The 16,702-nt window shown below is 65.5% G+C and carries 17 protein-coding genes and 1 pseudogene; 3 read left to right on the top strand and 15 right to left on the bottom strand.

Translation table 11 applies throughout. The features are described 5' to 3' along the window. Positions 1-78 precede the first annotated feature (78 nt). The 3 genes and pseudogenes from A5766_RS25205 to guaB all read right to left on the bottom strand — a co-directional run. Positions 79-402 (bottom strand): annotated as a pseudogene (locus A5766_RS25205) (NAD(P)-binding protein); the annotation flags it as partial. Between the two features lie 68 nt (positions 403-470). Next, positions 471-1,613 carry a GuaB3 family IMP dehydrogenase-related protein gene (locus A5766_RS21240; RefSeq protein ID WP_064906278.1) on the bottom strand — a complete coding sequence of 381 codons (1,143 nt, stop codon included), beginning with the start codon at positions 1,611-1,613 and terminating at the stop codon, positions 471-473. A gap of 77 nt (positions 1,614-1,690) precedes the next feature. Next, positions 1,691-3,202, bottom strand: a complete 1,512-nt coding sequence (gene guaB, locus A5766_RS21235; protein ID WP_049699606.1) for an IMP dehydrogenase — start codon at positions 3,200-3,202, stop codon at positions 1,691-1,693. Positions 3,203-3,547: 345 nt separating this feature from the next. Between guaB and A5766_RS21230 the strand changes: the two genes are divergently transcribed. After that, on the top strand, positions 3,548-3,931 hold the full coding sequence (locus A5766_RS21230) for a DUF5319 domain-containing protein (RefSeq protein ID WP_064865515.1): 384 nt from the start codon (positions 3,548-3,550) through the stop codon (positions 3,929-3,931). A 217-nt stretch (positions 3,932-4,148) separates the two neighbouring features. Here the strand turns inward: A5766_RS21230 and A5766_RS21225 are convergent, their stop codons facing one another. The 3 genes from A5766_RS21225 to A5766_RS21215 form a co-directional block, all read right to left on the bottom strand. Beyond that, positions 4,149-5,084 (bottom strand): anti-sigma-D factor RsdA, encoded by a 936-nt coding sequence (locus tag A5766_RS21225; protein WP_082965593.1) that lies wholly within the window; start codon positions 5,082-5,084, stop codon positions 4,149-4,151. Continuing rightward, complete coding sequence (locus A5766_RS21220; RefSeq protein ID WP_005207924.1) at positions 5,068-5,655, bottom strand: sigma-70 family RNA polymerase sigma factor; 588 nt, start codon at positions 5,653-5,655, stop codon at positions 5,068-5,070. Before A5766_RS21220 ends, A5766_RS21225 begins: the two co-directional genes overlap by 17 nt. Before the next feature lie 61 nt (positions 5,656-5,716). Continuing rightward, complete coding sequence (locus A5766_RS21215; RefSeq protein WP_082965592.1) at positions 5,717-6,520, bottom strand: hypothetical protein; 804 nt, start codon at positions 6,518-6,520, stop codon at positions 5,717-5,719. A gap of 452 nt (positions 6,521-6,972) precedes the next feature. On the opposite strand from A5766_RS21215, the gene A5766_RS21210 reads away from it, so the two are divergent. Beyond that, entirely contained in the window at positions 6,973-7,269 is a 297-nt protein-coding gene (locus tag A5766_RS21210) for a WhiB family transcriptional regulator (protein ID WP_005174148.1), read from the top strand. Positions 7,270-7,420: 151 nt separating this feature from the next. Here the strand turns inward: A5766_RS21210 and groL are convergent, their stop codons facing one another. From groL to A5766_RS21195, 3 genes are all read right to left on the bottom strand, one after another. Beyond that, the gene (gene groL, locus A5766_RS21205) at positions 7,421-9,034 is read right to left on the bottom strand and encodes a chaperonin GroEL (RefSeq protein ID WP_064906276.1); all 1,614 of its coding nucleotides are present in this window, start codon (positions 9,032-9,034) and stop codon (positions 7,421-7,423) included. 114 nt (positions 9,035-9,148) lie between these two features. After that, positions 9,149-9,448 (bottom strand): co-chaperone GroES, encoded by a 300-nt coding sequence (groES, locus tag A5766_RS21200; RefSeq protein WP_005174150.1) that lies wholly within the window; start codon positions 9,446-9,448, stop codon positions 9,149-9,151. Between the two features lie 173 nt (positions 9,449-9,621). Further along, entirely contained in the window at positions 9,622-11,157 is a 1,536-nt protein-coding gene (locus tag A5766_RS21195; protein ID WP_231894760.1) for an MFS transporter, read from the bottom strand. A 99-nt stretch (positions 11,158-11,256) separates the two neighbouring features. Between A5766_RS21195 and A5766_RS21190 the strand changes: the two genes are divergently transcribed. Beyond that, the gene (locus A5766_RS21190) at positions 11,257-11,667 is read left to right on the top strand and encodes a MarR family winged helix-turn-helix transcriptional regulator (protein ID WP_005207928.1); all 411 of its coding nucleotides are present in this window, start codon (positions 11,257-11,259) and stop codon (positions 11,665-11,667) included. Here A5766_RS21190 and tsaD read toward each other — a convergent pair whose 3' ends face one another. The 6 genes from tsaD to alr are packed head-to-tail and all read right to left on the bottom strand — an operon-like array spanning position 11,668 to position 16,677. After that, entirely contained in the window at positions 11,668-12,717 is a 1,050-nt protein-coding gene (gene tsaD / locus A5766_RS21185; RefSeq protein WP_005207929.1) for a tRNA (adenosine(37)-N6)-threonylcarbamoyltransferase complex transferase subunit TsaD, read from the bottom strand. Then, positions 12,714-13,211, bottom strand: a complete 498-nt coding sequence (rimI, locus tag A5766_RS21180; RefSeq protein WP_064906272.1) for a ribosomal protein S18-alanine N-acetyltransferase — start codon at positions 13,209-13,211, stop codon at positions 12,714-12,716. The genes tsaD and rimI overlap by 4 nt, the downstream gene beginning before the upstream one ends. Then, the gene (gene tsaB / locus A5766_RS21175; RefSeq protein ID WP_064865506.1) at positions 13,208-13,909 is read right to left on the bottom strand and encodes a tRNA (adenosine(37)-N6)-threonylcarbamoyltransferase complex dimerization subunit type 1 TsaB; all 702 of its coding nucleotides are present in this window, start codon (positions 13,907-13,909) and stop codon (positions 13,208-13,210) included. The genes rimI and tsaB overlap by 4 nt, the downstream gene beginning before the upstream one ends. After that, positions 13,902-14,354 carry a tRNA (adenosine(37)-N6)-threonylcarbamoyltransferase complex ATPase subunit type 1 TsaE gene (gene tsaE, locus A5766_RS21170; RefSeq protein ID WP_064865503.1) on the bottom strand — a complete coding sequence of 151 codons (453 nt, stop codon included), beginning with the start codon at positions 14,352-14,354 and terminating at the stop codon, positions 13,902-13,904. The genes tsaB and tsaE overlap by 8 nt, the downstream gene beginning before the upstream one ends. Next, positions 14,351-15,478 carry an alpha/beta fold hydrolase gene (locus A5766_RS21165; RefSeq protein ID WP_005207933.1) on the bottom strand — a complete coding sequence of 376 codons (1,128 nt, stop codon included), beginning with the start codon at positions 15,476-15,478 and terminating at the stop codon, positions 14,351-14,353. The genes tsaE and A5766_RS21165 overlap by 4 nt, the downstream gene beginning before the upstream one ends. Further along, positions 15,475-16,677 (bottom strand): alanine racemase, encoded by a 1,203-nt coding sequence (gene alr / locus A5766_RS21160; protein ID WP_082946550.1) that lies wholly within the window; start codon positions 16,675-16,677, stop codon positions 15,475-15,477. The genes A5766_RS21165 and alr overlap by 4 nt, the downstream gene beginning before the upstream one ends. Between the last annotated feature and the right edge of the window lie 25 nt (positions 16,678-16,702).

Raw genomic sequence — 16,702 nt, 5'->3', positions numbered from 1 at the left:
TGGGCACAGCTGGCATCCTTCCAGGCCGCCCGGCAGGGCAAGCCAGATCAGATGTCACCTACTCGTGCACCAGCCCCCGTCTTTGAGTGCGTGAATGCGCTGAATCCCGTACAGCCCGAGCTTCGGCGCCCACAGCCACTTGTGCAGACGCCAACTCGTCTTCGCGAACTCGTGGTCTTCGAACCGACGTCCGGCTTCGATCACCCCGACGCGGTACCCCTTCTCGACGAGGCGCAGCGCACTGACGCTGCCGCCGAAACCGGAACCGACGATGAGCACGTCGAAGTCAGACTTGTTTTCGCGCTGGTTGAGCTTGTTCTCGCGCTGGTTGAGCTTGTTCTCGCGCTGGTTGAGCTTGTTCTTGCGCTGGTTGAGCTTGTCGAAACCATGGTGGGCTGCCATAGCCAACCATTCTAACGCTCGTTGTCACATGACGTGACGGTGGTCTCACCTGATGGGCGGGTGCGGCCTCACGCGCGGACCGACAGCCCTACCTTCTGGAACTCCTTGAGATCGGAGTAGCCTGCCTTCGCCATGGAACGACGCAGCGCGCCAACGAGATTCAGCTCTCCGAAGGGGTCGTCGGACGGTCCGTTGAGCACGGTCTCGAGGCTCGGTCGGCCCTCGTCGGTCGCGACGCGCAGCAGTGCGCCGCGCGGAGTGTCGGGATGCGCTGCGGCCGACGGCCAGTACCAGCCATGCCCTGGGGCTTCGGCTGCTGCGGCCAACGGAGTGCCGAGCACCGCGGCGTCGGCTCCACAGGCGATCGCCTTGGCGAGATCGCCCGAGGTGTGGATGTCGCCGTCGGCGATGACGTGAACGTAGCGTCCACCGGTCTCGTCGAGGTATTCCCGACGTGCCGCCGCGGCGTCGGCGATGGCGGTGGCCATCGGAACGCCGATACCGAGCACCTCCGACGTCGTCGTCGCTCCTTCGGCGGAGCCGTATCCGACGATCACGCCGGCAGCGCCGGTCCGCATCAGGTGAAGCGCTGTCCGGTGGTCGTGCACGCCGCCCGCGATCACCGGGATGTCGAGTTCGGCGATGAACGTCTTGAGATTGAGTGGTTCTTCTTCGCCCCGGACGACGTGCTCGGCGGAGATGATCGTGCCGTGTACGACCAGGATCTCCACCCCGGCTGCGAGGAGAGCAGGCGTCAGTTCCGGCGCGTGTTGCCGGCTCACCCGGACGGCGGTCGTCACGCCTGCGTCGCGCACAAAGCTCACTGCTTCGCCGAGCAGATCGGTATCGATCGGGGCGCGATGCAGTTCCTGCAGAAAGCGCACGGGCGCGGACGGATCCGGATCGTTGAGCGCGATGTCGACGAGTTGTGCGATCTTCCCCTCGACGTCGCGGTGACGCGCCCAGAGGCCCTCGCCGTTGATCGCGCCGAGGGAGCCGAGCTTTCCGAGCGTCACCGCCATCTGGGGGGAGACGAGCGCGTCGGTGGGATGGCTCAGGATCGGCGAGTCGAATCGATACGCGTCGATCTGCCAGGCCGTCGACACCTCTTTCGACGAGCGAGTCCGTCGTGACGGGACGATGCTGATGTCGTCGAGTTCGTATGTTCGACGGGCGGTTCTGCCCATGCCGATATCGGTCAGGTCACGCACCGTTGCGCCTCTCTAGGGGGTTTGATGGACTGCTATTCGACTGTGCGGCGTCGTGATCGCAACGACCACGACAACGTTCAGCGGGAATAGTAGTTCGGCGCCTCGGCGGTCAGTGTGATGTCGTGCGGATGCGACTCCTTGAGGCCCGCCGCGGTGATCTGCACGAACCGTGCACCCTGCAGGTGATCGATGGTCGACGATCCGGTGTACCCCATCGACGCGCGAAGCCCTCCGACGAGCTGGTGGACCACCTGGCCGAGTGGCCCGCGGTAGGGCACCCGTCCTTCGATGCCCTCGGGGACCAGCTTCTCCTCGGCGAGCACGTCGTCTTGGAAGTAGCGGTCCTTGGAGTACGACTTGGCCTGTCCACGACCCTGCATGGCGCCGAGCGATCCCATGCCTCGGTAGCTCTTGAACTGCTTGCCGTTGACCAGGATCAGGTCGCCGGGAGCCTCTGCGGTGCCCGCGAGGAGCGAACCGAGCATGACGGTCGACGCGCCCGCCGCGAGTGCCTTGGCGATGTCGCCGGAGTACTGCACGCCACCGTCGGCGATGACCGGAACGCCTGCCTTGTTGCATACGGCGACGGCTTCGAGGATGGCGGTGATCTGCGGGGCACCGACACCTGCGACGACGCGGGTCGTGCAGATCGAGCCGGGACCGACACCGACCTTGACGGCGTCGGCGCCCGCGTCGACGAGTGCCTGTGCGGCCTCACGGGTTGCGACGTTGCCGCCGACGATCTGCACGCGATCGCCGATCTCGGCCTTGAGCTTGGCGACCATCTCGAGCACCAGCCGGTTATGCGCGTGGGCGGTGTCGACGATGATCACATCGGCGCCGGCGTCGGAGAGCGCCATCGCGCGTTCCCACTGCGGGTCGCCGGTTCCCACGGCCGCACCGACGAGCAGTCGACCGTCGGAATCCTTGGTGGCGAGCGGGTGCTGCTCGGTCTTGACGAAGTCCTTGACCGTGATGAGGCCGGTGAGCTTGCCGTTGCCGTCGACGATCGGCAGCTTCTCGACCTTGTTGCGACGCAGGAGGCCCAGCGCGGCCTCGGCGGACACGCCCTCCTGCGCGGTGATGAGCGGCGCCTTGGTCATCACCTCGGAGACCGGGCGGTCCTGGTCGACCTCGAAGCGCATGTCGCGGTTGGTGATGATGCCGACGAGTTCGCCGCGATCGTCGACGACCGGCAGGCCGGAGATGCGGTACCGGGCACACATGGCGTCGACCTCGGCGAGGGTGTTGCTCGGCGAACAGGTCACCGGATCGGTCACCATGCCCGCCTCGGAGCGCTTGACCGTCTCCACCTGGCCGGCCTGGGCCTCGATCGACAAGTTGCGGTGAAGGACGCCCATGCCGCCCGCGCGCGCCATGGCGATGGCCATGCGCGACTCGGTGACGGTGTCCATCGCCGAACTGACGAGAGGCACGCGGAGCGTGATCTCCTTGGTCACCCGCGTGGATGTGTCGACCTCACTGGGAATCACATCCGATGCCGAGGGCAACAAGAGGACGTCGTCAAACGTCAGTCCGAGCATTGCGACCTTGCCGGGGTCGTCTCCTCCGGTGCGAACCTGCGTCATTCGTCCATTCTATCTGGTAATGGGACGCCGCTGATTTCGCCCGCAGCGAAGCGATCGCGTCGGCACGTGGATGCGCCGCCCCGTTCTGCACGACGAAGAGCGAGGGCGTCGGCTCGTGGCTGCGCCGCCCCGTTCTGCACGACGAAGAGCGAGGAGCGAAGCGACGATGCGATGAGGAGGAAGAACGGGGCACAAGGCGCAGCCACGAGCCGCGCAAACAACAAGGAGCGAAGCGACGATGCGATGAGGAGGAAGAACGGGGCGAGAGGCGCAGCCACGAGCCGCGCAAAAACAATCTGTGGAGCGATGCGGCAGCCATGCGCTGCAATCGGTTACGGTGGAGTCGTGCGTGATCATCTCCCACCGGGCCTTCCACCAGACCCGTTCGCCGACGACCCCAGCGATCCGGCTTCGATGCTGGATTCGATGGAGCCTGGCATCCCTTTGGATGAGAGCGAGCGGCTCGCGGTCGAGGAGGATCTGGCCGACCTCGCCGTCTATGAGGCGTTGCTGGCACATCGGGGGATTCGTGGGCTCGTCGTGGTCTGCGACGACTGCCAGGAAGACCACTACCACGACTGGGACATGCTGCGCGCCAACCTACTTCAACTGTTGATCGATGGGACCGTGCGGCCGCACGAGCCTGCCGTCGATCCGCGTCCCGACGCCTATGTGACGTGGGACTACTGCCGCGGCTATGCCGACGCGCATCACCATCTCGACAACTAGCGCTGACCGTATCGACGAACGTCGGGGCCTCTAGATCTTCTGCCCGGCGTAGTCGGCGACACCACACAACAAGCCACGAGCCCCGCGACTGCGGAACTCGTGGCTTGTCTATTAAGGAAGGTCCTACTCCGTCTGACTGACAGCCGATCACTCGACGGTGACTTCAGCTAGACGGTGACATTCAACTAAAGGGCGACATTCAGCTAGAGCGCGACACTCAGCTCGATGGGGGCCAGCTACTCGACGGTCCTTCGTTGGCCGCCGTCGTGGTGGTCGTGGTGGTGGTCGTCGGCGGCTTTGTCGTGGTCGTCGGCGTCTCGCTGGTCGGCGGCGTCGTGCTGGGCGGCGTCGTCTCAGGCTTTGTCTGACTCGTGAGGCGGTCGGTCGGCTGTTGCGGTTCAGACGTTCGTGCCTGTGAGGTGTCGGGGTTTCCGCCGTTCGGTGAGGTCGCCGAGGCACCGCTGCGCGCTGTGGTCCCGGTGTCGGCTCGAAGCCGTCCGATCCACTCGTCCATGTGTGAGCGGGTATCGGAATCCCGGACCGGTCCCATCGAGTTCTCCGCCTGGGAGATCAACGATTCGGCGGCAGGAGTGTTGCCCGCGGCGAGTTCGGCCTCGGCCTTCTCGAGGTTCGACCGCACGTCGTATGCAGCTTGCGTTTCCGATGCGGCCTGCGCGAAGACGACCTTCTTGACGTTCCACAGTGGGTCGCCGGGTTCGGAACCCTGCGACATCACCGTGAGCCCGGCAACGGCAACGATCGCAACCGCGGCGGCACCGGCGACAATGCGGAGCGTACGCACGATGGTGCGGGTCCGAGCGCGCGGATGTTCCGCGGCGATGGCGTTCTCGACGTCGGAGACGGTCGGGCCGAGTGGCAGCGGATCGGCGAGCGACTCATGGCGCCACGCGGAGAGCAGTCCCGCGAGCTCGTACTCGGCGTCATCGCGTGTCGGCGTCGGTACGTCGTGCGACAGCGCGTCGATGAACGCGTCGTCGAACGCAACCGCGGAGATATCCACGGGTGTGTCGTCGGGAGTCGCCCACTCCCCTGTCGGAAATCTGTACGCACCTGTTCCGGTGTCGTGCATGCCCCCCGACTGCCGCCGACCCGGCACGGAGCGACCACGATGCGACTCATGCTCGTCGTTCATCATGCCCTCCCGCCTTTCTCAGCTGTTCCTTCAACTTGGCCAATGCTCGGTGTTGCGCGACGCGGACCGCGCCGGGGGTGCTCCCCACGGCTTCTGCGGTCTCTTCAGCCGACAGTCCGACGACCAGACGCAGGATGAGTACTTCGCGTTGCTTCTCCGGAATCAACGCGAGAAGTGCCTTCATCTCTCGGCTGGCGTCGGCGTCGAGTGCGCTCTGCTCCGGTCCCCCAGTGACCTGGACGACCTCGGGGAGCTGCTCGACGGGGTCGGCTTTCACGCGACCGGCGACGCGCATGGCGTCAGCCACCTTGTGCGAGGCAATGCCGTACACAAAGGCCATGAACGGTCGCCCCTGGTCTTGATACCGGGGCAGCGCGGTCATGACAGCCATAAGGGCCTCCTGCGCCACGTCGTCAGCGGAGAACAAATGGCGTTCTCCGACACCGATTCGCCCTCGGCAGTAGCGCACGATCGGTTCCTGCACACTTTCGAGGACTGACGTGAGTGCGACCCGGTCGCCCGACGCGGCTGCGCGGACGGCTTCGTCTAACTCAACACCTGTCAGTTTCATCGTCAGTTGAGATTCCCGTGTTACACGTTTGTGTTGCCTGATCAATCGGGTCGTGATGGATCTACGAGCGGCCAGCGAAAGGCATCCCCCGATCCACAAGCATGTCATGCGACGCGGCGATGGCTGCAATCGTCGTATACGACGTGTCGCCAAGGCCCTGCAGCAAAGACAACGATGCCCAGGTCAGCGGCACAAATCCGCCCGCGCGCGCTCGACGCAGACATGCCTGCGCAACTGCAGCAGCGTCGGATGTATCGCTCGCCGACGCCGCGGCAATGAGGTCTGTCTTGATGTGATGACGCTCATGGTCCGACGACTCCGAGCCCATCATTTTCTGGGCCTCACCGATGAGACGACGCGCCTGATCGGCGTCTCCGGTGTAAATGGCCAGCTCAGCACCGACCCAACGCTCTCGCACGCGCGGGCGAACATCGGTGACAAATCTCGACCACGCGTCGGCGTCCGCATCTACGACGTCGCGGCCGCCGTATAGCTCTCGAGCCCGTGCGAGTAGCCGACCCGACGCCGGGAATCGGAACAGCCCGAGGTTGTCGGCGGCGAGCCCGACGACGGCGTCGTGCGCGGCAACGCGAACCCAGGGATCTGCGGAGCCGAAAGGATCGTCCAGTGCGGCGAGCGCCGCGGCGTCGAACCCGAGGGCGAGGTCATGTCGACCCGACTGTCGGTGTAGCGACGCCGTGGTACTCCATGCCAGTGAGATCACCTCACAGGCGTCGACCGTTCTGGCGCGCTCACGGAGTCGGTCGAGCATGGTCAGCGCCGCAGCCCCGTCGCCGAGCCCTCCGCGTTCGACGGCCTCCCACCATTGATTTCGCAGCGAATTCAACACAATCCCGTGGTCCACATCACTTCCATTGTCTCCGTTTTCCTGAATTTAACCTGCCGTCACAATTCTTTAATTCGACGCCAACGTCACGTACGCATGATGAGAACATTTCCTCCGTGTTACCCGGCGTTCTCGGCCTCGCGGGCGCCTACGATCGTACTTCCGCTGGTCCAGAGTGAAATCAATCCGCATCTGCGCAGTTCACGACCCCTTGAGGGGTTGCCACAAGGGTCTCTGCAGGTGGCAGGGGCAGCCTGTGCTAGCCGATGCCGACCACACAACATTTCGTTAACAACGATGGAATTTTTTGAACGATCTTGTCCTCGAGAGGCACTATTGACGCTGTTTCCGCCGTCCGCCTAGTGTTTGCGATGCACAGCCGATAGCGGCGATGCGCCAGTGTGGTTCCGCCGATCTCGCGGTCGGTGGAGCAGTGCAGCGGTACCTCGAGAATCAAAGGAGTTCGTGCCATGCCTCAGCCAAATCATCTCCCCGGACCTAATGCCGATATCTGGGATTGGCAAATGCAAGGCCTATGCCGCGGCGTCGACTCCTCGATGTTCTTTCATCCCGACGGCGAGCGGGGACGGGCACGTGCCCAGCGCGAACGTCGCGCGAAAGAAATGTGCCACCAGTGCCCGGTGATTGCACATTGCCGTGAGCACGCTCTCGCGGTCGCCGAGCCCTACGGGATCTGGGGCGGACTGTCGGAGTCCGAGCGCAGCATGCTGATGAAGCGCGGCGTCGGACGACGTATCGCGAGCTGACCGAGCACTCACACAGCGCAACAGGCCATTGAGAACACTCAGCAGGCCATAACAACGCAAAGAAGCCCGGGCCGACCATCGTGGTCGGCCCGGGCTTTCTTCGTGTCACGTGCGGTCAGACGTCAGACGTCAGACCGCGAGCGCCGATCGGTCAGTGCGCGTGTCCGTGACCGTGATCAGCGGCCGCACCGGCCGGCTCGTCGGCAACTGCGGCCTCCGTGGTCAGCACCATCCGCGACGCCGACGCCGCATTCACGACCGCCGACCTCGTCACCTTGACCGGGTCGATGATGCCGTCTGCGAGCAGATCACCGTACGAGAGCGTCGCGGCGTTGAAGCCGTGACCGGTCTCCTGGCGTGCGACCTTGTCGACAACCACGGCACCGTCGACGCCCGCGTTGCTGGCGATCCAGTACAGCGGCGACCGCACGGCGTCGCGAACGACCCGCACACCCAGCGCCTCGTCCTGGCCGAGTCCCTCTGCGAGAGAGTCGAGGACCTTCGACGCCTGCACGAGCGCAGACCCACCACCGGGGATGATGCCCTCCTCGACAGCGGCCTTGGCTGCGGCGACCGCATCCTCGACGCGGTGCTTGCGCTCCTTGAGTGCTGTCTCGGTCGGCGCGCCGACGCGGATCACGGCGATGCCGCCGGAGAGCTTCGCCAACCGCTCGGCGAGCTTCTCGCGATCCCAGTCGGAGTCGCTGTTGTCGATCTCGCGTCGGATCTGGTCGGCACGTGCGGCGACGGCCTCCTTCGAACCGCCACCCTCGACGAGGGTGGTGGTGTCCTTGGTGACGACAGCGCGACGCACAGTGCCGAGCTGATCGAGCTCGGTCGTCGACAGCGAGAGTCCGATGTCGGTCGAGATCACGGTGCCACCGGTGACGACGGCGAGGTCGTCGAGGAACGCCTTGCGACGATCACCGAAGAACGGCGCCTTGACCGCGACGGCCTTGATGGTCTTGCGGATCGAGTTGACCACCAGCGTCGAGAGCGGCTCGCCCTCAACGTCTTCGGCGACGATCAGCAGCGACCGGCCCGACTGCGCGACCTTCTCCAGCAACGGGAGGAAATCGGGCAGCGAGCTGATCTTCTCGCGGTAGAGGAGCACGTAGGCGTCCTCGAGGACCGCTTCCTGGCTGTCGGGATCGGTCATGAAGTAGGGCGAGAGGTAGCCCTTGTCGAACTGCACGCCCTCGGTGACGACCAGTTCGGTGTGCAGTCCCGATCCTTCTTCGACGGTGACGACGCCGTCGGTGCCGACCGTCGCCATCGCCTTGCCGACCATCTCGCCGACCTCGGGGTCGCGCGAGCTGACGGTCGCGACCTGGGCGATCGCCTTCTCACCCTCGACGGGCGTTGCGACGCGGACGAGTTCGTCGTTGATCGCGTCGGCGGCCTTGGAGATACCCGCACCGAGCGAGACGGGGCTCGCACCCGCTGCGACGTTGCGCAGTCCTTCGCTGACGATTGCCTGCGCGAGAACGGTCGCGGTGGTCGTGCCGTCGCCTGCGACGTCGTTCGTCTTGGTGGCGACCGACTTCACCAACTGAGCGCCCATGTTCTCGAACGGGTCCTCGAGTTCGATGTCGCGTGCGATCGTCACGCCGTCGTTGGTGACCGACGGTCCACCGAACGCCTTGGACAGCACCACATGTCGCCCACGCGGGCCGAGTGTCACCTTGACCGTGTCAGCGAGCTGATCGATACCGCGCTCGAGTGAGCGGCGGGCCTTCTCGTCGAATTCGATCTGTTTGGCCATGATTTCCTTCTTGAGTGCCTTCTACTGGGAAATGAATGGGGGCACAACGTAGTCCGCCCCGGGGTCTGCGTACAGACCCCGGGGCGGAACGACCACACGTTGCTCCGTGGGGTCTTACTTGCCGATCACCGCGAGCACGTCGCGGGACGAGAGGATCAGGTACTCCTCGCCGGCATACTTGATTTCGGTGCCGCCGTACTTGCTGTAGATGACGGTGTCGCCTTCTTTGACGTCGACAGGGACGCGGTTGCCCTGCTCGGTGACACGCCCTTCGCCGACGGCGATGACGGTGCCCTCCTGGGGCTTCTCCTTGGCGGTATCCGGGATGACCAGACCGGATGCGGTGGTCGTCTCGGCCTCCACAGCCTGCACCAGGATCTTGTCCTCAAGCGGCTTGATGTTCACGCTCGCCACGATGTGAGTCCTCAACTTTCTCATCTGAGAAACGATGTATGTGTTTGCGGGCCCTGCACGAAACCTCGTCGTCGCGGGTGGCCGAGGTTCACTTTCAGTGCCTACTGGCACTCTATACGTGAGAGTGCCAGTACTCAAGGGGCACGGGTGCAAACGTCGCTCCCCTACACAGCTCACACACCGACCGGGAGGCGTCGCGACCACCACGATGCAACGAGCGCTCCGAACAATCCGACGACCGCGAGGGCACTGACCACCCAGATCGCCGTCGACATACCGCCCAACAACTGACCGTGCTGCTGGGTGACGCCCGAACTGGCCAGAATTGCGGTGATGATCGCGAGCATCACCGCGCCGCCGACCTGAACGCTGGTGTTGACCAGGCCGGAGGCCAGGCCCTGCTCGTCGTCGGCGACGCCCGCGGTGCCCTGTGAATTGATCGACGGGAAGGTCAGCGCAAACCCGACGCCCAACAGAATGATGGTCGGCAGCAGGAACTCGGCGTAGGACATCCCCGGCTGGACACGGGAGAACCACAGGTAACCACCGAGGAACGACGCGAAACCGGCCACCAGCAGAAGTGGCGTCGGAACCCTGTCGAGGACGCGATCCATCCGTGTCGCGCTCGCGACGACGATCACGCCTGCCGGCAGAAAGGCGAGCGCCATTCCCAGCGGCGACCAACCCAACGAGTCCTGTAGGTAGAGCGTCACGACGAACTGGAACGCGACGTAACCGCCGAACATCAGCGCACCGGAGAGGTTCGCGTGGACCAGCAACGCCGACCGCAGGATTCCCGGACGCACCAGCGGGTGTCGGTGACGGAACTCAACGGCGACGAACGCGACACCCAGGATTGCCGACGCGGCGAAACTCGCGATCGTGACCGGTGCGGTCCACCCGACCTCGGGAGCGCGCACGACCGCGAAGACGAGCAGCAGCAGTGCACCGGTGCTCGTCAGAGCGCCCAATGCGTCGAACTGTCGCCAGTGCATGGGTGTGCGTGGCGCTGTCGGGATCACGCGCAGCCCCGCGAAGAGCAATGCAAGCGCGACGGGCCCAGGAAACAGAAGCGTTGCGCGCCAGGAGAGTTCGGTCAGGAGTCCGCCGAAGACCAGACCGAGCGAGAAGCCACTCGCTCCGCACACGGTGTAGATACTGAAAGCCTTGTTGCGTGCAGGCCCCTCGGCGAACGTCGTCGTGATGATCGACAAGCCGGCGGGCACGGTGAACGCTGCGGCGATCCCCTTGATGAAGCGCAGAGCGATGATGACCGCATTGATGTCGACGACGGCGCTCGCGACAGAGGCGACGCCGAACACCCCCAGTGCCACCAGGAACACCCTGCGGCGGCCGAACAGATCACTTGCACGCCCGCCCAGCAACAGCAGACCGCCGTATCCCAGGACGTATCCGCTCACGATCCACTGCAACTGCGACTGACCCATGTGGAGGTCCTCGCCGATCGACGGCAGTGCGACTCCGACCATCGAGATGTCGAGGCCGTCGAGGAAGAGCGCTCCCGCCAGAACCACAAGGAGCAGCCATACCCTTCCGGTCCACCCCGTCGCGGAAGTGATGTGGAGAGCGGTGATGTGCAGGTTCGACGATGGCTCGGGCGCCGCCCGATCGGTGTCGTGTGCCCGATCGTCGACGCTCGACGAATCGGACCGGTGCGCGATGACCACGTCTCGTGTGTTGTGTGCCATGCGAGCAACTATATGCACATGCATTCAATGCGTATACATTAATTGTCATCACATCTTTTGTCCGAGCATATATTGCAGTTGCAGGGTAGGATGCGGGGCATGACCAAGGCGGTGACTTCTCAGGACCAGTTGGCTGCCGCGTGGCGGGATCTGTCGATCCGATACAACAAGGTCCTGTGCAGTCTCGACCGTGAGCTGCAGGCCAAGCACGGCCTGTCATCGAGCGAGTTCGAGGTGCTCGAGTTGCTCGCAGAGTCCGACGACCATCAAGCGCGGATGAGCGAGCTCGCAGGCGGAGTGCATCTGAGCCAGAGCGCTCTCTCCCGGGTCGTCGGAAGACTGGAGAAGGACGGGCTGGTCGTCCGCACGATGTGCGCCTCGGACCGACGCTCGGTTTTCGCCACTCTGACCGCCTCCGGCGAACAGCGATATGCGCAGGCACGCCCGACGCAGCGCGAGACTCTCGCGTCGCTCACGGACGGGTGCCCGCAACTGTTACGCGAGGGCTGATCAGCGCTCTTGCGACACCTGCACACTCAGCCCCGGATCGGTGGCAACCGTCAGCGGTGAGGGTTGCGCGCCACCCGCGATGACGTGCGCTCCCAGCGTGGCGATCATGACGCCGTTGTCTGTGCACAGGCGAGGCTTGGGCACGCGCAGCGTGATTCCGGCTGCGGCACAACGTTCTTGCGCCAGCGACCGAATCCGAGAGTTGGCGGTCGCGCCGCCGCCGAGCACCAGGGTATCGACGCCGAGATCCGTGCACGCGCGAACTGCCTTGAGCGTCAACACGTCTGCCACGGCTTCCTGAAACGATGCCGCGATATCGGCGACCGGGACGTCGACGCCATCGCGACGGCATTTCTCCACGTACCGAGCGACCGCGGTCTTGACGCCGGAGAAGGAGAAGTCATAGCGCGAATCGCGCGGCCCGGTCATGCCACGTGGGAACTCGATCGCGTGCGGATCTCCCTGCGCCGCAGCCTTGTCCAGTGCCGGACCGCCCGGGAAGCCGAGGTCGAGCAGACGCGCCACCTTGTCGAAGGCTTCGCCGGCGGCATCATCGACGGTGGTGCCGAGTTCGACGATGGGGTCGGCGAGATCGGTGACGTGCAGGAGATGGGTGTGGCCACCCGAGACGAGAAGTGCGACGCATTCGGGCATCGGCCCGTGTTCGAGTGTGTCGACGGCGACGTGCCCGCCGAGATGATTCATCGCATACAGCGGTACGTCCCACGCCAGCGAATACGCCTTGGCCGCAGCAACTCCGACGAGCAGCGCGCCTGCGAGGCCCGGCCCGATGGTGACGGCGATGGCGTCTGGCTTTTCGATCCCGGCAGCCTCACGCGCTCGCTGCATGGCAGGCACGATCGCTTCCAGGTGCGCACGCGAGGCGATCTCGGGCACCACTCCCCCGAAGCGTGCGTGCTCGTCGACACTCGAGGCCACCTCGTCGGCAAGCAGCGTCACCTCGCCGGGCCCGTCACCCTCACCCGGCGTCCACTCGACGATCCCGACTCCGGTTTCGTCACACGAACTCTCCACACCCATCACGATCATGTGGGATCACCTCCACGCCCCGACACCGAGGGACGCGCCATCGTGTAGGCGTCGGCACCGGAGGGCTGATAGTAGTTGCGGCGCACTCCACGTCGGACAAAGCCATTGCGTTCATACAGCGCGATCGCCGTGTCGTTGTCGTTCCTGACCTCGAGGTAGACCGGGGCATCCGCGGCGTCGGCGACGTCGAGCATCACGTCGAGCAGTGCGCGTCCGTAGCCGAGTCCACGATGACTCGGCGCGACGGCGATGGTGTGGATCTCACACTCGAAGTTTCCCTCGCCGCCCAGCGTCGAGATACCCGCGTATCCGACGACGTCGCCACCGGGCGTCTCGCGCGCGGCGAAGTACCGGTTGTACGGCGCGTTGAGCTCGGCACGGAATGCGGTTGCCGGCCAGGGCGAATCGCCGACGAACATCTCACGCTCGAGCATCGCGCACCGTGGGATATCCGAATAGTCGAGGCGATCGATCAACAGTTCGTGAGTGGTCACTTCGGGGTCACCGCCTTGGCGCGCTGGTCTTTTCGTTCGACGGCATCCGGGCGGCGGAGATAGAGCGGGACGAGCGGTCCCGGCGCCACGCCCGCCACGACGTCGCCCGCACTTGCCAGGAGCAGGCCGCGCACCGTCGGCGTACTCACCAGCGACGGCTCTCCCTGCCAGCCGCACAGTTCGAGATGGCTTGGCGAGCCTGCTGCCACGTCGACCGGTTGCACCGCAAGCGATTCTGCGACCACCGTGGGTGCCGACACGTCGGGACCACTGATCCGCGCACCATCGCGGTAGCGCGCCCAGTACACCTCGCGGCGTCGCGCGTCGGTCACCACAGCCATCGACGATCCGGCCGGAAAGTGGTGTGCGGCATCGGCGGCGATCGCGTCGAGCGAGCACACCCCGTACACCGGAAGACCGAGCGCGTCACCGAATCCGGCACCGGTCGCCATACCGACCCGGAGACCCGTGAAAGGCCCTGGGCCACAACCGACCACGACAGCGTCGAGTCCGTCGCGGCGCACGCCTGCCTCGTCGAGCGCCTCCGACATCAGCGTCGTCAGCACTTCCGCGTGCCGCCGGTGGTCGGCAGTCGCACGGTCGGCGAGAACCCGTACGCCGTTCCCGTCGACCGTCCCGACACCGGTCACCACCACATCGGTCGCGGTGTCGATGACGAGCACCGTCATCTCATCCATCTATCCAACTCCATTGTGCGTGACGGACATCGGTGTCGGGATCGCGCCGCAAACGCACCAGCAGGTGCCGGTCGGCGAGACGCTCCGCGACGCCCTCGCCCCATTCGACGACGACCACCGCGTCGGTGAGATCGGTGTCGAGGTCGAGCGCGTCGAGTTCGTCGAGTCCACCGAGGCGGTACGCGTCGACGTGCACCATCCCGGGGCGGTCGGGCGAACCGGCTTTGTGCTCACGAGCGATGATGAAGGTCGGCGACGACACCCGGCCGACGACTTCGAGACCCGCGGCGATACCGCGCGCCAGTGCCGTCTTACCCGCCCCGAGCGGCCCGTCGAGGATGACGACGTCACCCGCCGAAAGGGCATGTGCGAGTTCGGCTCCCAATGCCTCGGTATCGGCGACGTCGGGCAGCTCACGAGTCTGGACATTCTCGGTGTCGGTCATCGTCGCCTGCCCAACAACGGGATTCGACGACGACGCGGCTGCGGACGTGCTGCCCGCGACCGTTCGACGAGGTCGGCGATGGCGTCGGTTACCCGGTCGGGTTGCTCCATCAGGACCATGTGGCCCGCGCCGTCGACGATGTCGAGTCGGGAGTCGTCGCCGAGATCGCCGAACATGTGCAACGAGTTGGGCAGCGGTGTCATCTGGTCGGCGGTTCCACAGACAACTGCCGTCGGAACCGCGGCGATGACGGGCAGGCCCATCGATTCGTCGTGGTGTTCCAACGCATTCAGGAAACTCACGACGGTGGAGATCGGCGTGTTCTGGATCATCTTCTCCACGGCCCGCCCGAGCGCGGGGCTGTGGAAGTCGGGTCCGAAACTCGCGGAAAAGAGAACCGGCTCGAGGACCAGCCTGGTGAGATCGCGACCGGCTTGGATCACGCGCGGGGTGTGACGAACCGTGGCGCGGAACGCGTCGACGAGTGGGTTGCGCAACCCGCGCGCGAGACCTGCCTCGGTCAGTCCACGTGCGGCAGTGGCGACGAGCGCGACGCCTGCCACCGGACCATCGGGGCCGAAGAGCTCCGAGTGGCGTCGGGCGAGCGCCATGATCGACATGCCACCCATCGAATGTCCGCACAGCACAACAGGTCCCGACGGTGCGACGGTCCGCATCACGGCGGCGACGTCGTCGGAGAGCTGCGCGATCGTGCAGGTGTCGGGGGGTGCGGCGTCGGACTTCCCGTGTCCGCGATGGTCGAAGAACACCAACCTGATTCGCCGTTGGGCCCAGTGCTCGGCGAGGTCGAATCGCTGAAAGTGCCACGACGCCATACGAAGACTGAAGCCGTGCACGAACAGCACTGTCAGCTCCGGCTTCTCACCGGGTGCGATGCCCCCGAGGTCGACGGTGCGCACCGCGAGCGCCAGCCCGTCGTCGGTGGTCACCGTCGACGGCTCGTCGGAGTAGATGGCGGTGAAATCGATTCCCGCGTAGGGATCGTCGAGTGAGTCGACACGACGGCGTGACAACGCACGCCCTGCACCGGCTGCGGCCAATCCGCCGAGCGCTCCCAGACCCCCGAGACCCGCCACGAGGCCCAGCCGTTCGTACGGCTTCACCGCTGCTCCGCGCTGTCGTCCGAGGCTGCGCCACCGACGTACTGTCGATGCGCGCGAGCGCCGATGCCGGTGATGATCTCGTAGTCGATGGTGCCGATCTGATCGGCCCAGTCACGCGCGATGGGAGCGCCACCCGTTCCGGCGCCGAACAATTCGACGACATCGCCCTCGGCGACCCCACCGCCGTCGGGTCCGAGGTCGATGACGAACTGATCCATACACACTCGACCGACCTGCGGGAAGCCCCGACCGTTGACCTGCACGTGCATCTGGTTGGACAGCAATCTCGGCACACCGTCCGCGTAGCCCGCGGGAACGACAGCGATCACCGTGTCGCGATCCGACGTCCAATGATGGTTGTACGAAACACCCTGCCCCGCAGCAAGATTCTTGACGAGAGCAACCTCGGCGCGCAGCGTCATCGCCGGCACCAACCCGAAGTCGCCGCGCTCGGGAATCGGAGTGCATCCGTAGAGCGCAATGCCTGGCCGAACGAGGTCACGTGCCAGGTCCGGACGTGTCAGTGCGGCAGGCGAATTGGCGATGTGCATCACCTCCGCGGGACTTCCGAGCCGCACGAGATCGGCGGCAGCGGCGTCGAGGCGTTCGGCCTGCTGCGAGTTCAGCGGATGCTCGGGTTCGTCGCCGCGTACGAGATGACACATGATCGCCCGAACCCGTACGGCCCCGTCGGCCTTCGCTTTGGCGAGATCGTCGGCGAAGTCGGCCCATTCGTCTGCGGCGACGCCGCTGCGGTTGAGACCGGTGTCGACCTTGGCGGTCACGGTGGCAGTTCGTCCCAGACGTCGCGCGGCGTCGGCAACCAGGGCGAGTTGACGCCGCGACGACAGCGCGACGTCGATGTCAGCGCCGATCGCGGCGTCGAACGGTGCGTGGTTGGTGTGCAGCCACGCCGTGATGTGCGCGTCGATGCCCGCCTCGCGCAGTGCCAGCGCCTCGCCGATGTGGGCGACCCCGAGTTCGGCGGCACCCGCTGCCAGCGCGGCGCGCGCCACGGGCACGGCACCGTGGCCGTAGCCATTTGCTTTCACCACGGCGATCACGTCCGTACCGGCCGCCGCGCGGACAACACCCACGTTGTGGGCGATCGCGTCGAGGTCGATGAACGCCGTCAGCGCTGCGGGCAGGCTGGTCTCGGCAGCCCCCGGCGCATCGGGCATCGAGTCATATGAGGTCATCGCGTCCATTGTCCCAGATCCGACG

This window comes from Gordonia sp. 852002-51296_SCH5728562-b, from assembly GCF_001665475.1.
Taxonomy (GTDB): domain Bacteria; phylum Actinomycetota; class Actinomycetes; order Mycobacteriales; family Mycobacteriaceae; genus Gordonia; species Gordonia sputi.
The sequence above is the reverse complement of the archived record's forward strand: the minus strand, read 5'-3'. Positions and strand labels throughout refer to the sequence as shown.